This is a genomic window from Pseudomonas cichorii, assembly GCF_015471405.1.
Classification (GTDB): Bacteria; Pseudomonadota; Gammaproteobacteria; order Pseudomonadales; family Pseudomonadaceae; genus Aquipseudomonas; species Aquipseudomonas serbiensis.
Map to the genome: position 1 here is coordinate 18,006 of NZ_BLVZ01000002.1, position 22,633 is coordinate 40,638.

The window sequence follows — 22,633 nt, forward strand, 5'->3', positions numbered from 1 at the left end:
GGAGCGGTGAAAAACGTCAAAAACCAACCGCCGAAAAGCCGCCGATGTGAACTGTCGCGGCCAAGGCCCCTCCCGCAAGTGACTGCCAATCAGTCAAAAATCATAAATCACTTTGTGGGAGGCAGCTTGCTGGCGACTTCATGTACAGACGCAGAATATCTGCCGGTTTTCAAGGTCTTTTCGCCAGCAAGCTGCCTCCCACAAGTTTTGTTTGGGCCTTAACTGATCGGCATTACTCCTGCCGAGAGGTATCAGGCCTCAACCGCCGTGGCACGTTCCCGCGCTGGCTTGGCCTTTTCTAGCTGCAGGCAGCTCTCAAGAAACAGGTACATGTAGTCATAGCTCTTGATGGTCGCCTGGCGCAATTCCGTCTGGAGTTGCACACTGGGGTTGTTGCCCGCCAGGGTGCAGATGATCTCCAGCGCCTCCCATGGGTGCGCATCATCATACTGAGCGTGCATTTTGAGCCATTTCATGGCGCGTTTTCGGGTTTCTGCCGGGAAACCCTCGGCATATACGTCCGTGGAGCAGACGATGGCCGCCCACTCCCCTGTAGCGCCTTCGATTGCATAGTTCGTCGCGGCCATGGCTACGGCCAGAGAGTCCGAGGAGCTGGTCTGCCAGCACCAGTGGCTCAAGGCATGCAGCTCGGGTGCCACGCGCTGGGCGTGCAGGTCGTCGAGGCTCACGCCATGGGCATCAGACCAGTTCACCCAGTAGTCGGCATGATTGAGTTCGACGCGGATATTGCGCATCAGCCAGCGACGCGCCATGTCTTCGCCAGGATGACGGCCGAAACGGGTTTTGGTCAGATTCTTGGCCATATAGACGGCGAACTGCTCGACCACCGGCCATCCGCCAATCAGGTAATGGCGCATGACCTGAGGGCTCAGACGCCCGTCGCGCATTCTCTGATAAAGCTCGTGCTCGACCACTCGGGTCTTGGCAGCACTGCAATCCTTGATTAACTGTTGCGCCCATGCCGGATAACTGCTGGCTTCCATGAGCGGACCGGTTCTATTGAAAGTGTCGATCACTGTGCGGCTCCCTTTTTTGTTGGTTGTACCGAGTTGGCTTGATGCCCCTGCGCATCGGCCACTGAAGAGGCCGGGCGTGCAGGCTGGGTGTACAGACTTTCACACGTCAACAGCTCTGGACGAGCTATCAGATACCCCTGTGCAAAATCCACACCTATTTCCTGCAGAGCTGCCTCAATCTGCGGGGTTTCAACAAACTCGGCAATTGTTTTTTTGCCCATTACATGACCGATATGATTGATGACATCGACCATGGCACGGTTGATCGGATTGTCGAGCATATCCTTTACAAAACTACCATCGATCTTCAGAAAATCGACGGGCAGATGTTTCAGATAGGCAAAGGAGGACATGCCGGCGCAAAAGTCATCGAGAGAGAACAGGCAACCCAACGATTTAAGTTCATTCATGAAGCGGATGGCACTTCCCAGATCAGCAATTGCGCTGGTTTCGGTCACCTCGAAACAGATCATGCTCGGCGAAACACCGTAAGTCCTGAACTGAAGCTTGAGGTAATCCAGAAATGCTTCATCGCCAATACTGGAGCCGGACAGATTAATGGCACAGAGCGCCTGTGGCATCTGATGCCTTGGGTCGTTCATGCATTGCGCAATGACCCTGAATACATTCTGCACAACCCAGCGATCAAGCGTGGTCATCAGCCCGTACCGCTCGGCAGCCGGGATGAAGCTGTCCGGCGAAACCATTCGCCCCGACTCGTCCCGCAGCCGCAACAGGATCTCGATATGCCGAAGCCCGTCGTCAGGCTGGCGGAGCGAGGCAATTTCCTGGGTGTACAGGCAAAAACGGTTTTCATCCAGGGCCATGTGCAGACGCTGGATCCAGGCCATTTCGCCGGAGCGCATTGAAAGTTCGGAATCATCGGGGTGATAGACCTGAACCCGGTTGCGGCCCTTTTCCTTGGCCATGTAGCACGCCATGTCCGCCGCTCGAAGCGAGGCTTCCAGGGTGGTCGGAGCATCACCTATATGCACCAGGCCAATACTGACAGTCGTCACGAATGGCCGCCCTTTCCAGACGAAGTGCATGTTCTGCACCATCAGGCGCAGGTTCTCGGAGATTTCCAGTGCCGTGTGTGGCGCACAATTGCGCAGCAGGATGCCAAACTCATCGCCCCCCAAACGAGCAAGGGTGTCACCGTCACGGATGCCCTGAGGCAGCATGCGACAAAGGTGCCTGAGCAATTCATCCCCTGCGGCATGACCATTGGTGTCATTGACCAGTTTGAACTGATCCAGATCCAGAAACATCAGGCAGTGGCTTTGCCCCTCGGACTCAGAATGGCTGAGCATCTGTTCCAGGCGATACTCGAACTCACTGCGGTTGACCAGCCCGGTCAGCGCATCATGCGCAGCCTGCCATGAAAGATTGGCAATGTGCTGGCTCTCCTGGGTCATGTCATGCAATACCAGCACCGCGCCACTGATCTCACCGTCGCTGTAGATCGGCGAACCGACCAGTGCGACCAGCACCGTACTGCCATCCAGACGCTGGATCAGCTTGCAGTTCACCCCGCCGCCCTTGAGCCTGCCGCTGAGGATGTGCTCCATCAGCGTCGAACTGTCCTTGTGATCATTTTCATCGAGCAGATTGAACAGCGCAGCCAGCGGCAACCCGATGGCCTGACTGTTTCTCCAGTGCGTCAGGCCTTCGGCGGCAGGGTTCATGTAAACGATGAAGCCTTTGACGTCAGTGGTAATGACCCCGTCGCCAATCGATTGCAGAGTGATCTGCGCCCGGTCCTTTTCCAGTTGCAGCGCATGGGCAAAGACATGGCGCTGTGCAAGCAGCTTGTGTACACGCAGCAGCGCCAGAAGGATCAGCACCAGCGCGGTGACCAGATTGATGATGACCAGTAACCAGAGAATGAATCTCGAACCTTCCCCCAGAGCATCGCTGAAAGCCTTGGCAACGGGAGTGACCGCCTCATTGATCGCATTGATCCGGGCGTGCCATTGCAGGGCGTCCTCGGGGCTTGCCGAGCCTTCGGCGACTCTGCCACGGATAGTGCGGGCCAGGTCATCGAGTCGGGCAAGATAATCATCGCCCATGGTCCACCAGCGAATGGCCTTTTCCATATAGCTGAAATCGTGGAAGTTCAGGTACAGCCAGATGATGCCGCCCACATCATCCGGGTGATTACCGCCCTGAAGAATGGCTTTTCTCGCATCCGCCAATGAGGGTTCAGGCTGATTCAGCGCGTCGCGCAGGGCATGACCGCCTTGCGGGATGGCAATAGCCTGCTGGTACTTCAGATAGTCGCGTTCATCATGACTGTCGACATAAAGCCCCAGGTAATGAATGGCATCCTTCTGACCTTTGGACCAGAGACTTTCGCCCACGACATAGCTACGCACGGCAGACAAGGTGTACAGGCTCACGCATCCAAGCAGCGCCTGAAAAAGCGCGACCGCAACGAAAGGCCATACAATGCCCAGTAGACGGGGCTTCGAGAGAGACCGCGGCTGCTTCATGGGTTCACTTCACCACATGACTGATTGAATGTCCTGCCCTGAGACTAGGCCAAATCCATCAATCGGGACGAGTGATTTTCCCGGATTTTATACAAGGTGCAACATTGCGCACAAAGCAGGCGTGTCATTCGCGCTGGAGCGATCAGATCTGCTGCAGGTGGCCGTATAGTTTGGCGTAAAGGCCGCCCTCTGCAATCAGTTGCTGGTGATCGCCATCTTCGGCGATACGGCCACCGTCGAATACCAGCACCCGATCAGCCTGTTTAACCGCTGACAGGCGGTGAGCAATGATCAAGGTCGTGCGGCTGCGCAGGAAGCGCGCCAAAGCCTTGTGCAGGTTGTATTCGGTGGCGGCATCCAGCGCCGAAGTCGCCTCGTCCAGGATGACGACTTTCGGATCGGACAGAACCATTCGCGCAATCGCCAGCCGCTGCCGCTGCCCACCGGACAAACGCACCCCGGAACGCCCCACGATGCTGTCCAGGCCTTCGGGCAACAGGCGAATGGCCGACTCAAGCTGAGCGACCTCAAGCGCCGCCCAGCAAGCCTCATCCGTACAATCGCGCCCCATGGTCAGGTTGGCGCGTACGGTATCGTTGAACAACGCCGGATGTTGCAGCACCACCGCAACATGTTCGCGCACCCGCTCCAGACCGATCTCCTGCTGGGTGGAGCCGCCAAAACGGATAGTCCCGGTCTGCGCGCTGTACAAGCCCAGCAACAACTGCACCAGGGTACTTTTGCCGCCACCACTGGCGCCGACTATCGCCACCTTCTCTCCGGGCGCAATCGACAGATCCAGCCGGTCCAGCACCAGATCCTCGCCATAGCCGAAACTCAGGCCTCGCACCTCGATGCCGACGGTTTCCCGGCCCTTGAAGGGGTCGACGACACCGGGATATTGCGGCTCATCATCACGGGCCAGCAGTTCATTGATCCGGGTCAGCGCCCCACCGGCCGCGTAATAGGCGTATTGCAGGTTCAGCAGTTGCTCCACCGGCGCGATCATGAACCACAGATAGCTGAATACCGCGAGCATCTGGCCAATGGAAAGATCCGAGAACAGCACAGTCAGCATCGCGGCGGCGCGGAAAATATCGATACCGAACTGGAACAGCAGGCCGCTGGCCCGGCCGGAAGCATCGCTTTTCCATTGCGAATTCACCGCGTAATCGCGCACTTCCCGAGCGCGCAGCCCAAGGCGCCCCAGGAAAAAGCCCTGCCGATTGCCAGCCCGCACTTCCTGAATGGCATCAAGGGTTTCACTCAGGGCCTGGGTAAAACGCGAAGTGCTGTCGTTCTCCAGCTTTTTCAGATGCTTGACCCGCTTGCCCAGCTTCACCGTGGCAAAGATCACCAGTGGGTTGAACAACATGATCAGCAGCGCGAGCTTCCAGTGCATCCACATCAGAATGCCGGCCGTACCCGCCAGGGTCAGGGTTGCCACCAGAAAGCGACTGAGGGTTTCGCCGACGAACTTGTCCAGCGTATCCAGATCGGTGACCAGATGCGTCGTCACCATGCCGCTGCCAAGGCTTTCATACTCGCGCAAGGAAATACGCTTGAGGCGTTCGATCAGACGCAGGCGAATGCGGTAGACGATGTCCTTGGCCAGACGAGCGAACAGGCGTGCCTGGAGGACATTGAACAGCAGAGCCCCCGTACGCAGAACCAGAGTCAGCACCAGCATCAGGCCGATATAGCCCACCGCCTTCTGCAGGCCTTCGGGCAAGGCATGGTCCATGATTCTCAGTGCCGCGTCGCCACGCCCCAGCAGCACTTCATCCACCAACAGCGGCAGCAACAACGGAATCGGCACACTGCACAGCGTCGCCAGCACGGCCACGCCGTTGGCGATCCAGAGGGCTTTTTTATGACGTAATGCCAGCCGCCGGATCTCGGCCCAACTCAAACTGTCGTTACGGGGCTCTGGCTGCTTGGGAGAAGGCTCGTCACGCACTGGCGGCACGCTCCAGCCATCGCCCAAGCAATGGCGCCAGCTCGTTCAAGGGTTGGTAACCATTGGTCAGCAACGCGAATTGACCGTTGTGCTCGGCGAGCAGGGTCGGGAAACCGGCAATACCCAGACCCTGCACCCAGGCGAAGTCGGCAGCCGTGGCCGCTCGCTGTTCAGCGCTGTCGAAAGCATCCGCAAACGACTGACGGGCAAGCCCCGCCTGCTCGGCCAGCTCGACCAGCAACGGGGCATAAGTGACATCACGCCCCTGGGTGTAGAACGCCAGCTGAATCAACTTGACCAGCTCCCACGCTGCTTGCGGGTCAAGGCTGCGGGCCGCGCACACCGCCCGACAGGCGGGTGTGGTGTCATAGACGAAACCGTCCGGCAAGGCACCCTCGAAACGAAATGGCTGCCCCGTGGTTTTCCCCACGCTTTCCCAGTGTTCAAGGATGTAACGCCGCGTCGACGAGTCCAGCGCCGCCGTGCCAGAGCGCAAGCCGCCCATGACCAGATGCAGCGGAACACCCACCGCCCGAGCCTGCTGTACCAGTGCATCGGCAACCGGAGTGAACCCCCAGCACCACGAGCACATCGGGTCCATTACATAGATCAGGCGGGAGGACATGGCTCAGGCCTCGGATTGCAGACGGTAGTTATGACCAATCGGGTGCGGTTGGTTACGGGCTTTGGCCAGCTCGATCTGCTTTTGCCGATCAATGGCGCTGCGACGGGTCTTCTCGCTCAGGGTGTCCCAGCAATGCGGGCAACTGATGCCAGCAGAATAATGCTCGCTGGCGCGGTCTTCGGCACTGATCGGTGTGCGGCAGGCATGACATTGATCGTAGTCGCCTTCGCTCAGGTCGTGACGCACCGTGACACGGTTATCGAACACGAAGCATTCGCCACGCCACTGGCTTTCTTCCTGGGGCACTTCTTCGAGGTATTTGAGAATCCCGCCCTTGAGGTGATAAACCTCCTCGAAGCCCTCGCCCAACATGTAGCTCGACGCCTTTTCGCAACGAATGCCACCGGTGCAGAACATCGCGACCTTCTTGTGGACGGCCGGATCGAAGTGTTCCTTGATGTATTCCGGAAACTCGCGGAAGGACGTGGTCTTGGGGTCGATAGCGCCTTCAAAGGTGCCAATGGACACTTCGTAGTCGTTACGGGTATCGATCAGCAGCACTTCAGGATCGGTGATCAGGGCGTTCCAGTCCTTGGGCTCGACATAAGTGCCGACGCTCTTGTTGGGGTCCACGCCTTCGACGCCCAGGGTGACGATCTCTTTCTTGAGCTTGACCTTGGTGCGGTAGAACGGCTGCTCGTCGCAGAACGATTCCTTGTGATCGATATCGACCATGCGCGGATCGTTTCTCAGCCAGGCCAGCAGGCCGTCGATGCCTTCACGGCTACCGGAAACCGTACCGTTGATGCCCTCCTCGGCGATCAACAGAGTGCCCTTGATGCCATTGGCAATCATGGCCTGCAACAGAGGCTCACGCAGGGCGACGTAATCGCTGAGGGTCACGAATTTGTATAGCGCAGCCACGACGATCGGCTGAGTCATCGGCTCTTGAGTCATGTATCTCTCCTGGTGGTGACCCTCGTAAAGGGCCTACCGGGCAAAAAAAATCCAAACGAAAAACGCACCGGCCATGCGGCGCGGTGCGGATTCTAGCAAAACAGGTGTCAGGCAGGTATCAGGATATTGCTACGGACCGAACCCCGAGGCCTGGATCAGTGACCGCCAGCGCAGGTCGGCGAAGCCGGCGCTGCACCGACCTTTGCCCATTCCTCAGGCGTGTAGGTATGCAGCGCCAGGGCGTGGAACTCGCCCATGAGGCTGCCCAGCGTGCCGTAGACTTTCTGATGCCGCTTGACCGAGTTCAAGCCCTGAAACTGGTCGCAGACCAGAACAGCCTTGTAATGCGTCTGCTGACCACGGCTGTGCATGTGGCTCTCGTCGAGCACTTGCAGGTGCTGCGGCTGAAGCAGCGCAAGCGCCGACTCGATTCGTTGTTGCATGGTCATGACAAAGCTCGCCTGTCAGGGTTTCTTGGGCGCAGCCGGGGCTGCGGCTTTGGCAGGCTCCAGTTCTGCGGTCATGTCGGCGAGCAGCTTGTTGACGACCGGCACGGCGCTTTCCAGCTTGCTCTGGGTCAGTTGGGCCGATTGCTGAGCCAGCTCAGGCATTTTGGTCATCACTTTCTTGCCCAGTGGCGACTGGTAGAACGCAACCAGATCCTTCAACTCGCTTTCGGTGAAGTTGGTCGTGTAGAGCTTGACCATGTCCGGCTTGATCTTGTTCCAGCCGATAGCCTGGTCGAGAGCGGTATTGGCCTTGGCCTGATAGGTTTCCAGCAGGGCTTTTTTCGATGCAGGCGCCTTGGTTTCAGCAAAGCGCTGGGCAAACATCTGCTGAACCTGCGCGTAGACCGGAGCACCCAGCCTGTCAGCGTTGGCAAGCTTGAGGAAAGTTTCGGCACTGGCGTTGTGGCTGGCGGTGTCGGCGAGAACCTGACCGCTGGCACAAACCAGGGCTACCGCGGTACAGATGGCACGAAGACGGGTCATCGAATTTCCTTAATCTGACAAACGAGGCATTACCTCAAGGCCGACCATTCTGCGCTTATGTTCGCTTTTGGCTCAACCCCCGCTTAACTGAGTGGTTAAAAACCGCCCCTGAACAGACAGCGCGGGAACCCTGCCGGACTATGGGCACCTAACCTTCACGCACCTTAAAGGAGTAAGACCAGTGAGCCGTACCGAAACAGACAGCATTGGCCCGATAGAAGTCCCTGAAGACGCTTACTGGGGTGCACAGACCCAACGGTCGCTGATCAACTTCGCCATTGGCGATCAGTCCATGCCCCTTGCCGTCCTGCATGCCCTGACCCTGATCAAGAAAGCCGCCGCCCGTGTCAACGACCGCAATGGCGACCTCCCCGCCGATATCGCCCGGCTCATCGAGCAGGCTGCCAACGAAGTGCTCGACGGTCAGCATGACGCGCAATTCCCGCTGGTGGTCTGGCAGACCGGCAGCGGCACGCAAAGCAACATGAACGTCAACGAGGTGATTGCCGGTCGGGCCAACGAACTGGCTGGTCAGGGTCGTGGCGGCAAGAGCCCGGTCCACCCCAACGATCACGTCAATCGCTCACAAAGCTCCAATGACTGCTTCCCCACAGCCATGCATATCGCGGCCGCACAAGCGATCAAGGAGCAACTGCTACCCGCCATCGCCGAACTGTCCAATGGACTTGCCGAGCAGTCGACACGGCATATCAAACTGGTGAAAACCGGTCGCACCCACATGATGGATGCCACGCCGATCACCTTCGGGCAGGAATTGTCGGGCTTCGTGGCACAACTGGATTATGCCCAGAAAGCCATCCGTGCAACCCTGCCCGCCGTCTTCGAGCTGGCGCAGGGCGGCACCGCAGTGGGCACCGGCCTGAACGCCCCCAAGGGGTTCGCCGAAGCCGTGGCAGCAGAGCTGGCGGCATTGTCAGGACTTCCGTTCGTCACCGCGCCCAACAAATTCGCGGCACTGGCAGGCCACGAACCCCTGACAGCCCTGTCCGGGGCGCTCAAGACCCTGGCCGTCGCCCTGATGAAAATTGCCAACGACCTGCGCCTGCTGGGTTCCGGTCCACGCGCCGGGCTGGCCGAAGTGCGACTGCCTGCAAATGAGCCGGGAAGCTCGATCATGCCTGGCAAGGTCAACCCGACCCAGTGCGAGGCCCTGTCGATGCTGGCCTGTCAGGTCATGGGCAACGATGTGACCATCGGTTTCGCCGCCAGTCAGGGCCATCTGCAGTTGAACGTCTACAAACCGGTCATCATCCACAACCTGCTGCAATCGATCCGGCTGCTGGCCGATGGTTGCCGCAACTTCAACGAGCATTGCATCGCGGGCCTTGAACCCGATGCCGGGAAGATGGCCGAACACCTGGAACGCGGCCTGATGCTGGTTACCGCCCTCAATCCTCATATCGGTTACGACAAATCGGCGCAGATCGCCAAGAAAGCCTATAGCGAAGGATTGACCTTGCGTGAAGCCGCCCTTGCCCTGGGCTACCTCACCGACGAGCAATTCGACGCCTGGGTGCGACCGGAAAAAATGCTGGAGGCGGGTAGCAATGGCTGACCCCAAAAGTGGTGCAACACCCTTGGAAGGCAGTGGGAAACGCATCCTGATGATTTACGGAACACCGAAGACCGTCAGTTTCTGCCATGCCCTGGGTGATGCCTACTCGCAGGGAGCACGCAGCAAAGGCCATGTGGTGAGAGCGCTCAGGCTCAGCGAACTGACGTTCGACCCGATCCTGCACAACGGCTACGAGCAGAGTCAGAACCTGGAACAAGACCTGCTCGAGGCCCAACGCCAGATCCACTGGGCCGAACATCTGGTATTCGTCTATCCCGTTTCATGGGGTGGGCTACCGGCCTTGCTGAGTGGTTTCTTCGACCGGGTCTTCATGCCCGGTTTTGCCTTCAAGGCCCATGGTCGCCGGCATCCATCCAACGAATTGCTCAAGGGCAAGTCTGCTGAACTGCTGGTGACCATGGACACCCCGCCCCGCTATTTCCAATGGATCTACGGCGCCCCGGCCCATCGTCAGATGATCCGGACGATCCTGGCTTTTTGCGGGATAAAGACAAAACGCCTGAGCGAATTCTCACCGATACGCACATCCACCGAGGAACAACGCCAGCAATGGCTTCGGCAGGCCGGGCAACTGGGTCGGGAGTAGGAAAGAATCGAGCGGCAGGATGCTAAACCGCCAACCGCTGCTTCCTGGCCTTCCAGCCTGCAATCATCGACGGTCCCAAGGCGGTCAAGGCCGAACCCAGCACCACCAGCACCGCACCGCCATACCCCAGCGCATTGATCTCTTCGGCCTGCACATAGTCCGGCCACAACCAGGCAGCCACCGCAACCGAAGCCAGCGTCACCAGCGGCGTCAGGGCCAGGGTCGCGCTGACACGCGATGCCTCCCAATGAGCCAGAGCCTCGGCAAAGGCGCCATAGGCCACCAGCGTGTTCAGGCAACAAGCCAGCAATAACCAACCCTGCAACGGGCTCAACTGCAAAGCCTCCATCGGATGCGCCCAGGGCGTGATCAACAGCGCACAGAACAGATAGATCACCATCATGACCTGCAACGAGTTCCACACTGTCAGCAATTGCTTCTGGCTCAAGCCATAGAACGTCCAGACCACCGCAGCCAGAAAGACGATCAGGACCCCGGCGGTGTAATCACTCAACGAGGTGAACAGCTCCACAAGACGCTCATTGAAGAACAGGCCAAAACCGGTCAGCAGCACAAACAGGCCAATGCCCTGCCCAAGAGTGAATCGCTCCTTGAACAGAAAGATGCTGCCGAGCAGCAACAGGATCGGCCCCGTCTGAATCATCAGTTGTGTGGTACCCGGGCTCAGCAGCCGCAACCCCACCAGATACAACACATAGTTGCCCACCAGCCCCAACACAGCCAGCAGCACCAGAACCTTGCCCTTGCGCCCCAACACCTTGAAGCTCGGCAGCCGCTTGACCGATGCCAGCCATATAAAGAGCAGGACGCCGGATACCAGCAGACGGAACCAGGTCACCGTCACTGGATCCATCGCTTGAAGCACTTGCTTGAGCTTGACGGGCAGAATGCCCCAGAGAAAAGCGGTCAACAGGGCAAGACAGAGGCCATACACCCAGCGGCCGGAGGAAATGTGCATCGGTCATTCCATGTCAGACAAAACAAAGTTGTCAGTCTAGGCACAGATTGCCGGTACTCACAGATACAGCTGGGAACACATAACGTCCCCAAGTGTTTTTGCGGCTCACTTTTCCGAGTGATTACGCTGATAAGTCTCGTCGCCCATGGCCTTGATCTGCCCTTCGATCAAGGCATCGAAAGGCTGTAGCAGCGCACAGAAGGAATCCCCGCCCTCAAGGGTTTGCAAGGCATGGGTGATCGCTTCCAGAGTCGACAAGGCATCCGGCCCGGGCGCCTTGCGCAGGCGATAACGTGAAACCGGAGCCGAGCCCAGCGTCACTCTGGGCAGCGCGGCCAACAGCGGGTTGAGGTGCAACAGCTTTCGCGCCTTGCGCCAGGTGCCATCTGGAACCACCAACAGCGTTGGCAGATCCTGATCGGCATAGGGTGCCAGCACTTGCGCATCATCGCCCGGAAACAACAGGCGGGCCTGATAACCGGGCTGGTTCAACAACACATCCAGATCCTCGAATACCTCCCCCACCACCAATCCGGCATTGACCAGCCCAAGGGTGGCCAGGCGTGCAGTATTCAAGGCATGGCTGACTTCACTGGGATGTTGCAGCACCAAAACACGAGTGCGGCTGTCCAGTTGCGGAATCAAGTCGCAAAGACAATGGTTGTCTGGACGCAGACAGCGCTCGCAACGGGCACGGGACATGGTTTTCTCTTCAGTTGCAGACAAGGCGCGCAGTCTAGCCGATCACCTGACTGGCCTGAACCCGCTATCGGACACCCGTCGCCCAGCACAGGCCGCCAGCAAACTTCAGCTAGCCTGAAACCGAGGGCTGGCTTATCCGAAGTTCCCGTAATCCTGACATGATTAAAATCCGGGGCTTCCATGAACCGCGAGGACATCAACCAAAGGGTGCTCGACGTTCTGGGAGTCATTCTTGTGGACAAATCTGCGCTGCGCGACGATGTGACCTTCAAGGATCTCGTTCTGGACGAGGAGGATATAGATGAGTTTTTCGGGCGCCTGGGAGAAGAGTTCGACTTCAAGTTCCCGGCCTTCATAAGGGCGCGCGCCCTCGACAAGCCCGAGCATCTATCGCTGCCCATGGTGGTGGATCTGATCGTATTGATGCGCCAGATATAGCGCCAGGAAAAAAGACAATTGCAAGCAGATAACGGGACACGGCCTTGCGTCCCGCTCGGATTGAGCGCCAATACAGGTGACCGCGATTGCGGTCGACCAAGGCTTATCGACGTGGGCGGCGACGCTCGTCCTCGGCGCGCACAGGTACAGGTTGCAGTTTGGGCCGTTCAATCAAACCCAGTGCAACACCCAGATCATGGAGCCATTCTTGCAATTTGCTGTTCATAACGCCCCCTTGAGGGAAAAGCCAGGCAACCGGCCATGTGCCCATTGCTACTACTGATCATAGAAGCAAGTTTTCATTTAGCCGAGTGTCTCGGAAAACATTTTTCCCGATGGAATCAATGTGACATCTCTGCGCGTTTCCTTCTAGTCTTTACGACAGACGGTTTTACGCGGCTCACCCTGCCCGCTACTCAGGTAAACGCAACACGCCATCTTCATCAGTCATGGCACGCTCAAGCAGGTCTGGCGGCAGGTTTTTGCTGGCCCGCGCGCCCAACAATCTGAGCTGCTCACTGCGGCTGACCAGATTACCGCGGCCCTCCGTCAATTTGTTGCGGGCAGCGGAATACGCTTTATCAAGTTGTTGCAAGCGGTTACCGACCTCGTCCAGATCCTGAATGAACAACACGAACTTGTCGTACAGCCACCCTGCCCGCTCCGCGATTTCCCTGGCGTTCTGGCTCTGGCGCTCCTGCTTCCACAGGCTGTCGATGACCCGCAAGGTGGCAAGCAGCGTGGTCGGGCTGACAATCACGATATTACGATCGAACGCTTCCTGGAACAGGTTGGGCTCAGCCTGCAATGCCGCAGAAAACGCCGCTTCTATGGGCACGAACAACAAGACGAAATCCAGGCTGTGCAACCCTTCAAGCCGCTTGTAATCCTTGCCGGACAAACCTTTGACATGATTGCGCAAGGACAGGACATGCTGCTTCAAGGCTGCCTGACCGATCACTTCGTCGGCCGCCGACACATACTGCTGATAGGCCGTCAGGCTGACCTTGGCATCCACCACAACCTGCTTGTCCCCCGGCAACATGATCAGGACATCCGGTTGGAAACGTTCACCATCAGGCCCCTTGAGACTGACCTGGGTCTGGTACTCGCGGCCTTTCTCCAGACCGGCATGCTCCAGCACCCGCTCCAGAATCAGCTCCCCCCAGTTGCCCTGGGTTTTCTGGCCCTTGAGTGCGCGGGTAAGGTTGGTCGCCTCATCGCTCAGACGCAGGTTCAACTGCTGCAGACGTTCAAGCTCCTTGCCCAGGGAAAACCGCTCGCGGGCTTCGCTCTGATAGCTTTCCTCGACGCGCTTCTCGAATGACTGAATGCGCTCCTTCAGCGGGTTGAGCAGTTGCCCAATCTGTTGCTGACTGGTTTCAGCGAAGCGTTGCTCGCGCTCATCAAAAATCTTGCCCGCCAGCTCGGCAAACTGGGCGCGCAACTCATCACGCGAACCCTGAAGATCGTTCAGGCGCTGCTGATGGCTTTCCTGCTGTTCGCGCAACTCGGCATTCAAAGCGGCACATTGCGCATCCAGACGGCGCAGCTCGGTTTCCTTGCTGGCCCGTTCGAGGTTCCAGCCATGAGCGGCATCGCGGCCGTTATCGCACTCCTGGCGCAACAGTTCGACTTCACGGCGCACGGCAGCAAGGTCGGCCTGCCGGGCAGAGTTTGCCTGGCTCAGGTCACTGATCTCGTCGCGGCTAGCGTCCAGTTGGGCGTTAAGGCCGTCCTGCGCCATCTGCGCCATGCTCAAGCGTTCATCGAGCAACGCCGTATCGGCCTGCTGACGCGCCAGACGTCGCTGCAATTGCCAGACCCACGCCAACAAAGGCAGCGCCGCCGCACCAAGCCCCAGCAACAGGCTGTTCAGGTCCAAGGCCATAACGACTCCATACATGCCGGATCAGTGCCTTCGGCATTGTGAACAAAAGAAGATTCAGAAACGTCTCCGGGACAGAGACTGCGACTCAAGGCAGGCATGATAGGCATTGCGGGGGCAAATCGGGGGACATAACTCTACTCTCTTTTAGCACAAGGTAAACCCTGCATATAACCGCTTCATGTGACGGGACAATCCACAGAAGCTGTGGATAACTCAGTGGACAACCCCCCTTTAACCCTCGCAAACGTAGATAGAACGGGGGCTGCGCTCAAACTGACGATTTTTTCACCAGTAAAAAAAAGCGATGTTTTTCATTGACTTAATAATTCACCACAGTAAATCAAACTCTTAGGGTCGTATGTGACAGTGATGTGGCAGCTTGTGCCGCTAATGTGTACAAGTGGATTTTCACGAGACCCGTACAGACCACCCGACAAGAAAAAATATTTACAGATACCCCTTTCATTACTCTGGATATTGCATTAGTATCCGCGCCGTTAGTACCAAGCTGAAAATCAATTCCGGTCGATAAGTCCCCCGACAAGCGCTACTCCATATGGAAGCGGTGTCGACAACAAGGGATCGACCACCTCGATGGTTTCCAGGCATGTCCTGCGCAACATTGGCCCACAAGGGCAAAGCGTAATCATGGCCTGCACTGACCAGCCTGCAATTGATCAGGATCTTCACCCGAGCGTCGAACCTTTGCTCGTGTTGTGTTGCCTGCCCTCCTAAGTACCTACCTGTCAGCCAGGGCGCCATACGATAAAGCGCGCTTCAACTGACTGCCTTGTTCCAGTCAGGTTCTTCGCCCGGCCCGCTTCGACACTCAAGCCAGCCCGCGTTTACTGGAGCCTTTATTGATGCACGGTATTGTTCCGTGTCGTTTCAGGAAACACTTTCAATGATGACTACTCATATCCAGACCCAGGATGCCATCCGCACCCTCACCCACGCTTTCGCTCCAATGGACTGCCTTATCATGGCCGCCCGCAAAGGCTCCTTCAGCTTTACCATCGTCAATGAACACGGTATTGCCCGCCATAGCGAACGCCTCTACCCCGATCAGTACTCCAGCGCCGCGCCGCTGCAGGCTGTGATAGAACGCACCCGCCAGGCCCTGACCGCCTGAAGCCTCTGGCTACCCTCAAAAGCCCCGCCCTCAAAAGCGGGGCTTTTTAATATCTGCCGGACCAAGCTAATCGCCAACCGATCTATAGGGTCAGGGCGTAAAACCTAAAACGATGTAAAACATAATTTTACATTCCAAATATGAGACTACACTTCAACTCAAGCGGCCTCTGGCTGCTTCCAACGGGCCCGATCCGATTCACCGCTGCCACGCATTAGGGTCCGTTGGCCATTACCTTGCGAGCTGACTGTCTTATGGGTATTGCAGCCATAGAATTATGCCGTCATGTAATCCGCCCGACCCTGATCTACCTGGATCGCCAGAACGCCTGCGCCGAATCCCTGCTTCTGGGCATAGCGGCAAGCCAGTCATCCCTGGGCGATGCGCTGGACAGCAGACGCGGCCACGGCCTGTACCGCATCCCGGAACTACGGCACCGACAGCTTTGGGACAATTACCTGGCACAAGACCCGGACCTCGCCAGCCGCGTGCGCGGCCTTGCCAGCCAGCATGCCTTCCTGAGCGGGCCGCATCTGGAACTGACCGTCAACCTGCGCTACTCCACCGCCATTGCCTGGATGATGATCGAAGCCCAGACCGTCACCTTGCCCACCGAAGACGATGCATTGGCCATGGCCAGAATCTGGCGACAGATATTTCAACCGCAAGGACGATTACGAGACTTTGTAACCGCTTGGCACTCTTGCGTAGCACCTATTTATTTATCGCAACAAGCATGATTGCCAAAAAACAAAGTTCTGGAAAATTCCTGCAATATTATCGGATTGTCCTACAAAAATAGCTCTAAATCGGGCTCTTCAGCCCACTAGCGCGTTCTTGAAAATGTTGGTAATTTCCGCCCCGTGATCAACAAAGGAGTTCTAATAATGAGAATAACGACAAAAGCAATTCACAGGACAACACTTGGTCTAGCCATTGGCCTGGCATCTTCCCAACTATTCGCTTCTGGCTTTGCAATCAACGAACAAAGTATCAGTGCCATGGGTACCGGTTTTGCCGGACGCTCCTCCTCCGCAGAGGACGCCAGTACCGTATTCGGCAACCCGGCCGGCATGTCCCGTCTCAAGCGCGAACAAGTCAGCGTTGGCGCGGCGGCAATCATCGCCAAGACCGATATCAGCAATGCCCGCAGCACTTTCACCGGCAGCAATGACGGCGACATGGTGCCGGTCGTTGGCGTGCCCATGGGTTACTACGTCAAACCACTCGACGATCAATGGGCCGTCGGCCTGGGTGTCTATGTGCCGTTTGGCCTGGTCACCGACTATGAAAACGGTTTCGCGGGCCGCTACTGGGCCGACAAGAGCCACGTACAGGTCGTCACCTTCCAGCCGACTGTCAGCTACGCCTTCAACGATCGGGTTTCCATCGGTTTCGGCCCGACCATCAACCGCATCGAAGGCGAACTGACCTCTTCGACCGTCAACGCCGCTTCTCAGGGCACAAACGACGGCAAGGTCAAGATCAAGGGTGACGATGTCGCTCTGGGTTTCAACGTCGGCATCCTGGTCCAGGCCACCGACACCACCCGCCTGGGCCTGACTTACCACTCCAAGGTCGACTACAAGCTCGAAGGCAAGACCAAGATCGAAGGCAGCAGTTTCAGTATCTTCAACGGCCAGAAGTACGACGCCTCGCTGGATATCAGCACACCTGAGTCGGTGGATTTCTCCATCACCCAGCAACTGGATGAAAACTGGACCGTCTATGCAGGCAGCACCTGGACACGCTGGAGCCGCCTGAAAGACATCACCGTCAACAACAGCGGTGTTCAAGCAGTTCTGGGTGGTGCCAACGGTCCTATCGGACGCATTTCCGAAGAACAGGACTGGCATGACACCTGGGCCCATGCCATCGGCGCTTCGTACAAGGTCAATAAAGAGTGGACCTTGCGCACCGGCTACTCCGTCGACCAGTCGCCTACCAACAACGAGCACCGCTCTCCACGCATTCCGACCGGTGATCGTCAGATCATCAGCTTCGGCGCTGGCTGGACCCCGAGCGACGCGATCACCATTGATGTCGCCTATTCCTACCTGTGGGAAGACGAAGCCAAGATCCGCAACTCCAGTGCCACCAAAGGCACCTACAACGCTGACTACAAGAACAGCGCCCACGGTATCGGTACTTCGCTGACCTATCGCTTCTGATGACACCCGACCGAAGCAGGCTGAAAAGCCTGTTCCGGCCACGAAAAAGCCCGCGACCATCACTGGTCGCGGGCTTTTTCGTATCAGGTCATGGCTTTGAAGCGATAGCCTTCTCGATGGCTGCAATCAGCTCCGGGTCGTCGGGCTTGGTCATGCTGGAGAAATTGGCGACCACCTTGCCCTGGCGGTCCACCACATATTTATAGAAGTTCCAGCGCGGCGCACTGCTCTGCTCGGCCAGCACCTTGAACAGATGCGTTGCATCATCACCCCTGACCGGCTGCGGCTCGGTCATGGTGAAGGTCACGCCGTAATTGACGTAGCAGACCTTGGCGGTTTCCTCTCCGTCCTTGGACTCCTGTTTGAAGTCATTGGACGGAACACCGAGCACTTCCAGCCCTTGGGCCTTGTAGCGCTGACTCAACTCCTCAAGCCCCTTGAACTGTGGGGCAAAACCGCAAAAGCTGGCGGTATTGACCACCACCAGAGGTTTGCCGGCAAAGCGCTTGCAAAGGTCGATGTTTTCCTTGGCACGCAGCTTGGGCAACTCGCCCTGCAGCAATGGCGGGCAATCGGCAGCCATCGCAGCACCGCTCATGGCGAACAGCAGAACAGGGACAGAAATCCAGCGTATTTTCATCAAGGCATCCCTACATTATTGTCTGGAGAGACACGCTACTCCTTGAAGAGCCTGCACTCAACAGGCACCCAGCCCCAACTGCAAGGCCGCCAGCCCGACCTGTTGCCAGGCCCACCAGAGCAACGCCAACACCACGGTGCCGCTCAGCACCGCAGCCAGCACAGGCCATGACAGATTCACGCCACGCTACCCTGAGGTTGTAACCGAGCCACCGGCCGCTCACGCACGGGCCAGTTCAGGGCCGCCGCCATCAGGCTGAGCAGAATGGACACCTGCCAGATCAAATCGTAACTCCCGGTATGGTCATACACGAGCCCACCCAGCCAGCCACCCAGGAAGGAGCCCAACTGGTGGAACAGGAAAACAATACCACCAAGCATCGACAGATTGCGCACACCGAACAGCGTCGCCACCGTACCGTTGGTCAGCGGCACAGTCGACAGCCACAACAAGCCCATTGCTATACCAAACAGATAGGCCGTCGTTTCACTCAGCGGAACCCACAGGAACAGCACGATCACCACTGCGCGCAGCAGATAGAGCGCAGTCAGCAAACGCGGTTTGGACATGCGTCCACCCAGCCAGCCTGCCGTGTAAGTGCCGAAGATATTGAACAGCCCGATCAAGGCCAGCACCGTGGTCCCGACCTTGGCCGGCAAATGTTGATCGACCAGATACGCAGGCAAGTGAATGCCGATGAACACGACCTGGAAACCACAGACGAAAAAGCCCAGGGCCAGCAACCAGAAACCCGAATGGGAACAGGCCTCGCGCAATGCTTCACCCAAGGTCAACTCACTGCCAGCCGAAGCCGCCGGGCTGTCCTTGAGCATGCTCACCAGCGGCAGAATCAAGGCAACCATCAAACCCAGCACCAGCAAGGTACTGGACCAACCCAGCCAGCTCAGAAGCCCCAAAGTCCCCGGCAGCATGGCGAACTGGCCGAACGAACCGGCAGCACTGGCTATCCCCATCCCCATGCTGCGCTTCTCGGGTGGCAAGGCGCGGCCTACGACACCCAGAATGACCGAGAAAGACGTCCCGGACAGGCCAATCCCGATCAAGATACCGGCACTCAGGGAAAGGCTCGCAGGCGAATCGGCCATGCTCATGCAGATCAGGCCCGAGGCATAAAGCACGCCGCCGATAAACACCACCTTCGCCGCACCGAACCGGTCCGCCAAGGCACCGGCAAACGGCTGCGCCAGCCCCCACATGAGATTCTGCAGGGCAATGGCAAAGGCAAAGACTTCCCGTCCCCACCCGAACTCGGCACTCATGGGCGCCAGAAACAACCCGAAGCCATGCCGGGTCCCCAGGGACAGCGCGAGAATCAACGCACTGCCCAACAGAATCCAACCGCTGGTACGCCAGACCGATGTCATTGTTTTTATGCTCCCCAAGGCTCGACGGACACTATTTACGTGGATATACCCGCAAATAATCACAACGCGAAATTACGCCTCGCGGGATGGCTGTGTCAATAGATTACAGGTGTCATCTTTCGCGAATGAATTCGCTCCCACACGGCACCGGCAGGATGCGAGTTCATTCGCGAAAAACCAACACAACCGCCAACAAAACCAACACCTCAAGCAACTCCAGCAAGGCACCCGCGGTATCACCGGTCGTACCGCCCAACCGGCGCAACATCAACTGGCGCAGCCAGAAGAAACCCGCGGTTGCCGCAAGCACAGCAATCAATCCGGCCCAGCCACCCAGTAACACACAAGCGCCCGCACTAATCAGCAAGACCCACTGCCCGGTGTGCTTTGGCAAATGATCGGCCAGCGCCTGCCCAAGACCGCCCGCCCGAACATAAGGAGTGCCGAGAAACAGCCCAAGCATGGCGCTGCGCCCGATCAGCGGAGCCAACAGCAAGGCGATGCTGTTTTGGTTTTCGATCAAGGCCAGAATGGCGGTGAACTTGAGCAGCAGGACCAGCACCAGTGTCACCACGGCAACAGGCCCGCTGCGCGGGTCTTTCATGATGCTTAGGGTTCGTTCACGGTCGCCAAAGCCGCCCAGCCAGGCGTCGGCGCTGTCTGCCAGGCCGTCCAGATGCAAGCCACCACTTAGCAACACCCAAGCCGTCAGCAGCAACGCGGCATGCAGCATCAGTGGCGCGCCGTCGAGCACGACGTTCAGCATCATCAACAGCACACCGAACAGCACGCCCACCAGCGGATAGAACAACAACGAACGCCCTAGCTCCTGAGGCTGCGGCATACCCGGCAGCCGAATCGGCAAGCTGCTGAGAAATTGCAGGGCGATCCAGAACGGCAGCATCTCAGTTCTCCGTCAACACGCCGCCAGCGGCGACACTGACGGACAGCAGCGCTCCGTGGCCGACCACGACCTGCAACAACTGTTCGCGAGGCAAACCCCGCGCCTGAGCCAGCAAAAGGCGCATCACCCCACCGTGGCTGACCAGCAACACTCGCTCACCGGCATGGCGCTGCTGCAACGCCTGAACCGCGCCCAATACCCGTGCTGAGAAGTCCACAACCCGCTCGCCATTGGGCGGTGTGAAAGCGTAAGGATCTTCCCAGAACAACCCCAGCCCTTCAGCGTCGGTTTCCATCAGTTGCGCGGCGCTATGCCCTTCCCAGTCGCCGAAATGCAGCTCTTGCAAGCCCGGCTCAAGATGCAGCGGCAACGCCAGTTTGTCCGCAAGCTCTTCGGCAAAACGCGCACAGCGCTGCAAGGGCGAGCTGTAAATCCGATCCCACGGGCCTGCTTGTGCAACGGCCTCGCGCATCTGCTCCCAGCCCGTCGCAGTCAGGGCGTCGTCCAGGCTGCCGCGCAGGCCGCCACCCAGTTCGGTTTCACCGTGACGCAACAGGTCCAGATGCAATGTCATGCCGGACGATCCGCCACAGCCGCTTCAGCGAAGGTCGCCATGCCGTTGTGCAGTTCACAGGCCAGCCGCACCAGCGGCACCGCCAAGGCTGCGCCGCTGCCTTCACCCAGGCGCAGGCCCAGGTCCAGTAAAGGCTCAGCCTGCAAGGCTTCCAGCAGATGACGATGCCCAGGCTCCGCGCCACGATGACCAAACAGCAGCCAGTCGCGGCAGGACGGATTCAGACGCACAGCGACCAGCGCCGCAACGCTGCAAATGAAACCATCCACCAGCACCGCGATGCCTTCCTGCGCACAGGCCAGGTAAGCACCTGCCAGCGCGGCAATCTCGAAACCACCCAGGCAGAACAGGCTTTGCAACGGATCGCCCGCCTGCTCGGCATGCAGGACCAGAGCACGCTCGATGACCTCGCTCTTGTGCCGCACGCCCTCGGCGTTCAGGCCAGTACCAGGGCCGACCAGCAATTGCGCCGCGCACTCCAGCAACGAACAGGCGACAGCACTGGCCGCTGTGGTATTGCCGATCCCCATTTCGCCGCCGATGAACAGCTCGGAACCCGCGGCCTTGGCCCGCAACACACTGTCGCGCCCGGCCTGCATGGCCGCCAGCCCCTGCTCGACCGTCATGGCCGGGCCCTGGGCAAAGTTGGCGGTACCTGCGCCAATGCGCAAATGCCGCACACCGGGGAAATCCACGGGCGATACGGAACCCAGATCAACCACGTCCAGCTGCGCCGACAACTGCTTGGCCAACACGCTGATCGCAGCGCCGCCGTTGACGAAGTTATGCAGCATCTGCCCGGTCACTTCCTGCGGATAAGCCGAAACGCCTTCCGCCACGACTCCGTGATCACCGGCAAAAATCGCAATCCACACCTGATCGGCCTTGGGTTTGACTCGCCCTTGCAAGCCTGCGAGCTGAACCGCCAGCCGCTCCAGTTGCGCCAGCGAACCGGCCGGCTTGGTCAGTTGCTGCTGACGAGCCAGAGCGGCTTCACGCATCGGCACATCGATGGCCTGAGCGGGCTTTAGCCACCAGGAATTACTCATAATGCGGTTCCTTTCAAAGTCAGAGGCAAGCCGGCAACGGTCAGCACCACACGCTGACAACGCTCGGCAATGGCCTGGTGCAACAGCCCGGCTTCGTCGACATAGCGGCGGGTCAGCTCACCCAGCGGCACGACGCCCAGCCCGGTTTCGTTGCTGACAAAAATGATTTCGCCCGGCAGTTCGCCCAGGCACTCCAGCAGCGCATCGCGCTCTTGAACCAGACGCTCGGGATTATCGAGCATCAGCAGATTGGTCAGCCACAGCGTCAGGCAGTCCACCAGCAGGCAGTGCCCGGTTGCGGCGTTTTCGCGCAGGACACGGGCCAGCTCCAGCGGCTCTTCAACCAGCCCCCAACTGTCGGGGCGACGCTGACGATGACTGATCACGCGCTGACTCATCTCGCCGTCCAGCGGCTGGCTGGTGGCGATATAAATGACGCTCAGTTCCGATTCCGCCGCCAGTTTTTCAGCCAGGCGACTCTTGCCCGAACGGGCACCACCCAGGATCAATTGCAGCATT

Annotated in this window: 24 protein-coding genes; 6 read left to right on the plus strand and 18 right to left on the minus strand. The window is 58.5% G+C overall.

Going from position 1 to position 22,633, the window contains the following annotated elements; all coding sequences use genetic code 11:
* Positions 1-251: 251 nt before the first annotated feature.
* The 7 genes from JL015_RS01995 to JL015_RS02025 all read right to left on the minus strand — a co-directional run bounded on the left by JL015_RS01995 (position 252) and on the right by JL015_RS02025 (position 8,066).
* Positions 252-1,037 carry a TenA family transcriptional regulator gene (locus JL015_RS01995; RefSeq protein WP_201017230.1) on the minus strand — a complete coding sequence of 262 codons (786 nt, stop codon included), beginning with the start codon at positions 1,035-1,037 and terminating at the stop codon, positions 252-254.
* Entirely contained in the window at positions 1,034-3,532 is a 2,499-nt protein-coding gene (locus tag JL015_RS02000) for an EAL domain-containing protein (RefSeq protein WP_201017231.1), read from the minus strand. The genes JL015_RS01995 and JL015_RS02000 overlap by 4 nt, the downstream gene beginning before the upstream one ends.
* A gap of 142 nt (positions 3,533-3,674) precedes the next feature.
* The gene (locus JL015_RS02005; RefSeq protein WP_374063364.1) at positions 3,675-5,492 is read right to left on the minus strand and encodes an ABC transporter ATP-binding protein; all 1,818 of its coding nucleotides are present in this window, start codon (positions 5,490-5,492) and stop codon (positions 3,675-3,677) included.
* Positions 5,485-6,117, minus strand: a complete 633-nt coding sequence (locus JL015_RS02010; protein WP_200999942.1) for a DsbA family protein — start codon at positions 6,115-6,117, stop codon at positions 5,485-5,487. Before JL015_RS02010 ends, JL015_RS02005 begins: the two co-directional genes overlap by 8 nt.
* A 3-nt stretch (positions 6,118-6,120) precedes the next feature.
* Entirely contained in the window at positions 6,121-7,059 is a 939-nt protein-coding gene (trhO, locus tag JL015_RS02015; RefSeq protein WP_201017515.1) for an oxygen-dependent tRNA uridine(34) hydroxylase TrhO, read from the minus strand.
* A gap of 170 nt (positions 7,060-7,229) precedes the next feature.
* Positions 7,230-7,523, minus strand: a complete 294-nt coding sequence (locus JL015_RS02020; protein ID WP_201017232.1) for a BolA family protein — start codon at positions 7,521-7,523, stop codon at positions 7,230-7,232.
* A gap of 15 nt (positions 7,524-7,538) precedes the next feature.
* Entirely contained in the window at positions 7,539-8,066 is a 528-nt protein-coding gene (locus JL015_RS02025; protein ID WP_200999944.1) for a DUF2059 domain-containing protein, read from the minus strand.
* Positions 8,067-8,247: 181 nt separating this feature from the next.
* On the opposite strand from JL015_RS02025, the gene JL015_RS02030 reads away from it, so the two are divergent.
* Both JL015_RS02030 and JL015_RS02035 read left to right on the plus strand, forming a co-directional pair.
* Positions 8,248-9,642, plus strand: a complete 1,395-nt coding sequence (locus JL015_RS02030; protein ID WP_201017233.1) for a class II fumarate hydratase — start codon at positions 8,248-8,250, stop codon at positions 9,640-9,642.
* Positions 9,635-10,249: an NAD(P)H-dependent oxidoreductase gene (locus JL015_RS02035; protein WP_201017234.1), complete on the plus strand. Its 615-nt coding sequence runs from the start codon at positions 9,635-9,637 to the stop codon at positions 10,247-10,249. The genes JL015_RS02030 and JL015_RS02035 overlap by 8 nt, the downstream gene beginning before the upstream one ends.
* A gap of 22 nt (positions 10,250-10,271) precedes the next feature.
* Here the strand turns inward: JL015_RS02035 and JL015_RS02040 are convergent, their stop codons facing one another.
* Together JL015_RS02040 and JL015_RS02045 are read right to left on the minus strand one after the other, a co-directional pair.
* A complete protein-coding gene (locus JL015_RS02040) occupies positions 10,272-11,228 on the minus strand; it encodes a DMT family transporter (RefSeq protein WP_201017235.1) in 957 nt (318 codons plus the stop codon).
* 105 nt (positions 11,229-11,333) lie between these two features.
* Entirely contained in the window at positions 11,334-11,930 is a 597-nt protein-coding gene (locus tag JL015_RS02045) for a tRNA-uridine aminocarboxypropyltransferase (RefSeq protein ID WP_201017236.1), read from the minus strand.
* A gap of 180 nt (positions 11,931-12,110) precedes the next feature.
* Here JL015_RS02045 and JL015_RS02050 point away from each other — a divergent pair, with 180 nt between their 5' ends.
* Positions 12,111-12,368: a hypothetical protein gene (locus tag JL015_RS02050; RefSeq protein ID WP_200999949.1), complete on the plus strand. Its 258-nt coding sequence runs from the start codon at positions 12,111-12,113 to the stop codon at positions 12,366-12,368.
* A 103-nt stretch (positions 12,369-12,471) separates the two neighbouring features.
* Here the strand turns inward: JL015_RS02050 and JL015_RS27880 are convergent, their stop codons facing one another.
* Together JL015_RS27880 and rmuC are read right to left on the minus strand one after the other, a co-directional pair.
* Positions 12,472-12,594 carry a PA1414 family protein gene (locus JL015_RS27880; protein WP_117164006.1) on the minus strand — a complete coding sequence of 41 codons (123 nt, stop codon included), beginning with the start codon at positions 12,592-12,594 and terminating at the stop codon, positions 12,472-12,474.
* Between the two features lie 186 nt (positions 12,595-12,780).
* The gene (gene rmuC, locus JL015_RS02055) at positions 12,781-14,145 is read right to left on the minus strand and encodes a DNA recombination protein RmuC (RefSeq protein WP_201017516.1); all 1,365 of its coding nucleotides are present in this window, start codon (positions 14,143-14,145) and stop codon (positions 12,781-12,783) included.
* Between the two features lie 1,021 nt (positions 14,146-15,166).
* On the opposite strand from rmuC, the gene JL015_RS02060 reads away from it, so the two are divergent.
* The 3 genes from JL015_RS02060 to JL015_RS02070 all read left to right on the plus strand — a co-directional run bounded on the left by JL015_RS02060 (position 15,167) and on the right by JL015_RS02070 (position 17,562).
* Entirely contained in the window at positions 15,167-15,391 is a 225-nt protein-coding gene (locus JL015_RS02060) for a hypothetical protein (protein WP_201000272.1), read from the plus strand.
* Between the two features lie 254 nt (positions 15,392-15,645).
* Positions 15,646-16,131, plus strand: a complete 486-nt coding sequence (locus tag JL015_RS02065) for a hypothetical protein (RefSeq protein WP_200999950.1) — start codon at positions 15,646-15,648, stop codon at positions 16,129-16,131.
* 147 nt (positions 16,132-16,278) lie between these two features.
* Positions 16,279-17,562, plus strand: coding sequence for an OmpP1/FadL family transporter (locus tag JL015_RS02070; RefSeq protein ID WP_201017237.1), 1,284 nt, complete (start codon positions 16,279-16,281; stop codon positions 17,560-17,562).
* A gap of 88 nt (positions 17,563-17,650) precedes the next feature.
* Here JL015_RS02070 and JL015_RS02075 read toward each other — a convergent pair whose 3' ends face one another.
* The 7 genes from JL015_RS02075 to cobU form a co-directional block, all read right to left on the minus strand.
* Positions 17,651-18,202 carry a glutathione peroxidase gene (locus JL015_RS02075; protein ID WP_201017238.1) on the minus strand — a complete coding sequence of 184 codons (552 nt, stop codon included), beginning with the start codon at positions 18,200-18,202 and terminating at the stop codon, positions 17,651-17,653.
* Between the two features lie 57 nt (positions 18,203-18,259).
* Entirely contained in the window at positions 18,260-18,382 is a 123-nt protein-coding gene (locus JL015_RS27885; RefSeq protein ID WP_260417455.1) for a hypothetical protein, read from the minus strand.
* A complete protein-coding gene (locus tag JL015_RS02080; protein ID WP_201017239.1) occupies positions 18,379-19,587 on the minus strand; it encodes an MFS transporter in 1,209 nt (402 codons plus the stop codon). The genes JL015_RS27885 and JL015_RS02080 overlap by 4 nt, the downstream gene beginning before the upstream one ends.
* Positions 19,588-19,750: 163 nt before the next feature.
* On the minus strand, positions 19,751-20,491 hold the full coding sequence (locus JL015_RS02085; protein WP_201017240.1) for an adenosylcobinamide-GDP ribazoletransferase: 741 nt from the start codon (positions 20,489-20,491) through the stop codon (positions 19,751-19,753).
* Position 20,492: 1 nt separating this feature from the next.
* The gene (gene cobC, locus JL015_RS02090; RefSeq protein WP_201017241.1) at positions 20,493-21,065 is read right to left on the minus strand and encodes an alpha-ribazole phosphatase family protein; all 573 of its coding nucleotides are present in this window, start codon (positions 21,063-21,065) and stop codon (positions 20,493-20,495) included.
* On the minus strand, positions 21,062-22,114 hold the full coding sequence (gene cobT, locus JL015_RS02095; RefSeq protein ID WP_201017242.1) for a nicotinate-nucleotide--dimethylbenzimidazole phosphoribosyltransferase: 1,053 nt from the start codon (positions 22,112-22,114) through the stop codon (positions 21,062-21,064). Before cobT ends, cobC begins: the two co-directional genes overlap by 4 nt.
* Entirely contained in the window at positions 22,111-22,632 is a 522-nt protein-coding gene (cobU, locus tag JL015_RS02100) for a bifunctional adenosylcobinamide kinase/adenosylcobinamide-phosphate guanylyltransferase (protein ID WP_201017243.1), read from the minus strand. Before cobU ends, cobT begins: the two co-directional genes overlap by 4 nt.
* Position 22,633: the final 1 nt, after the last annotated feature.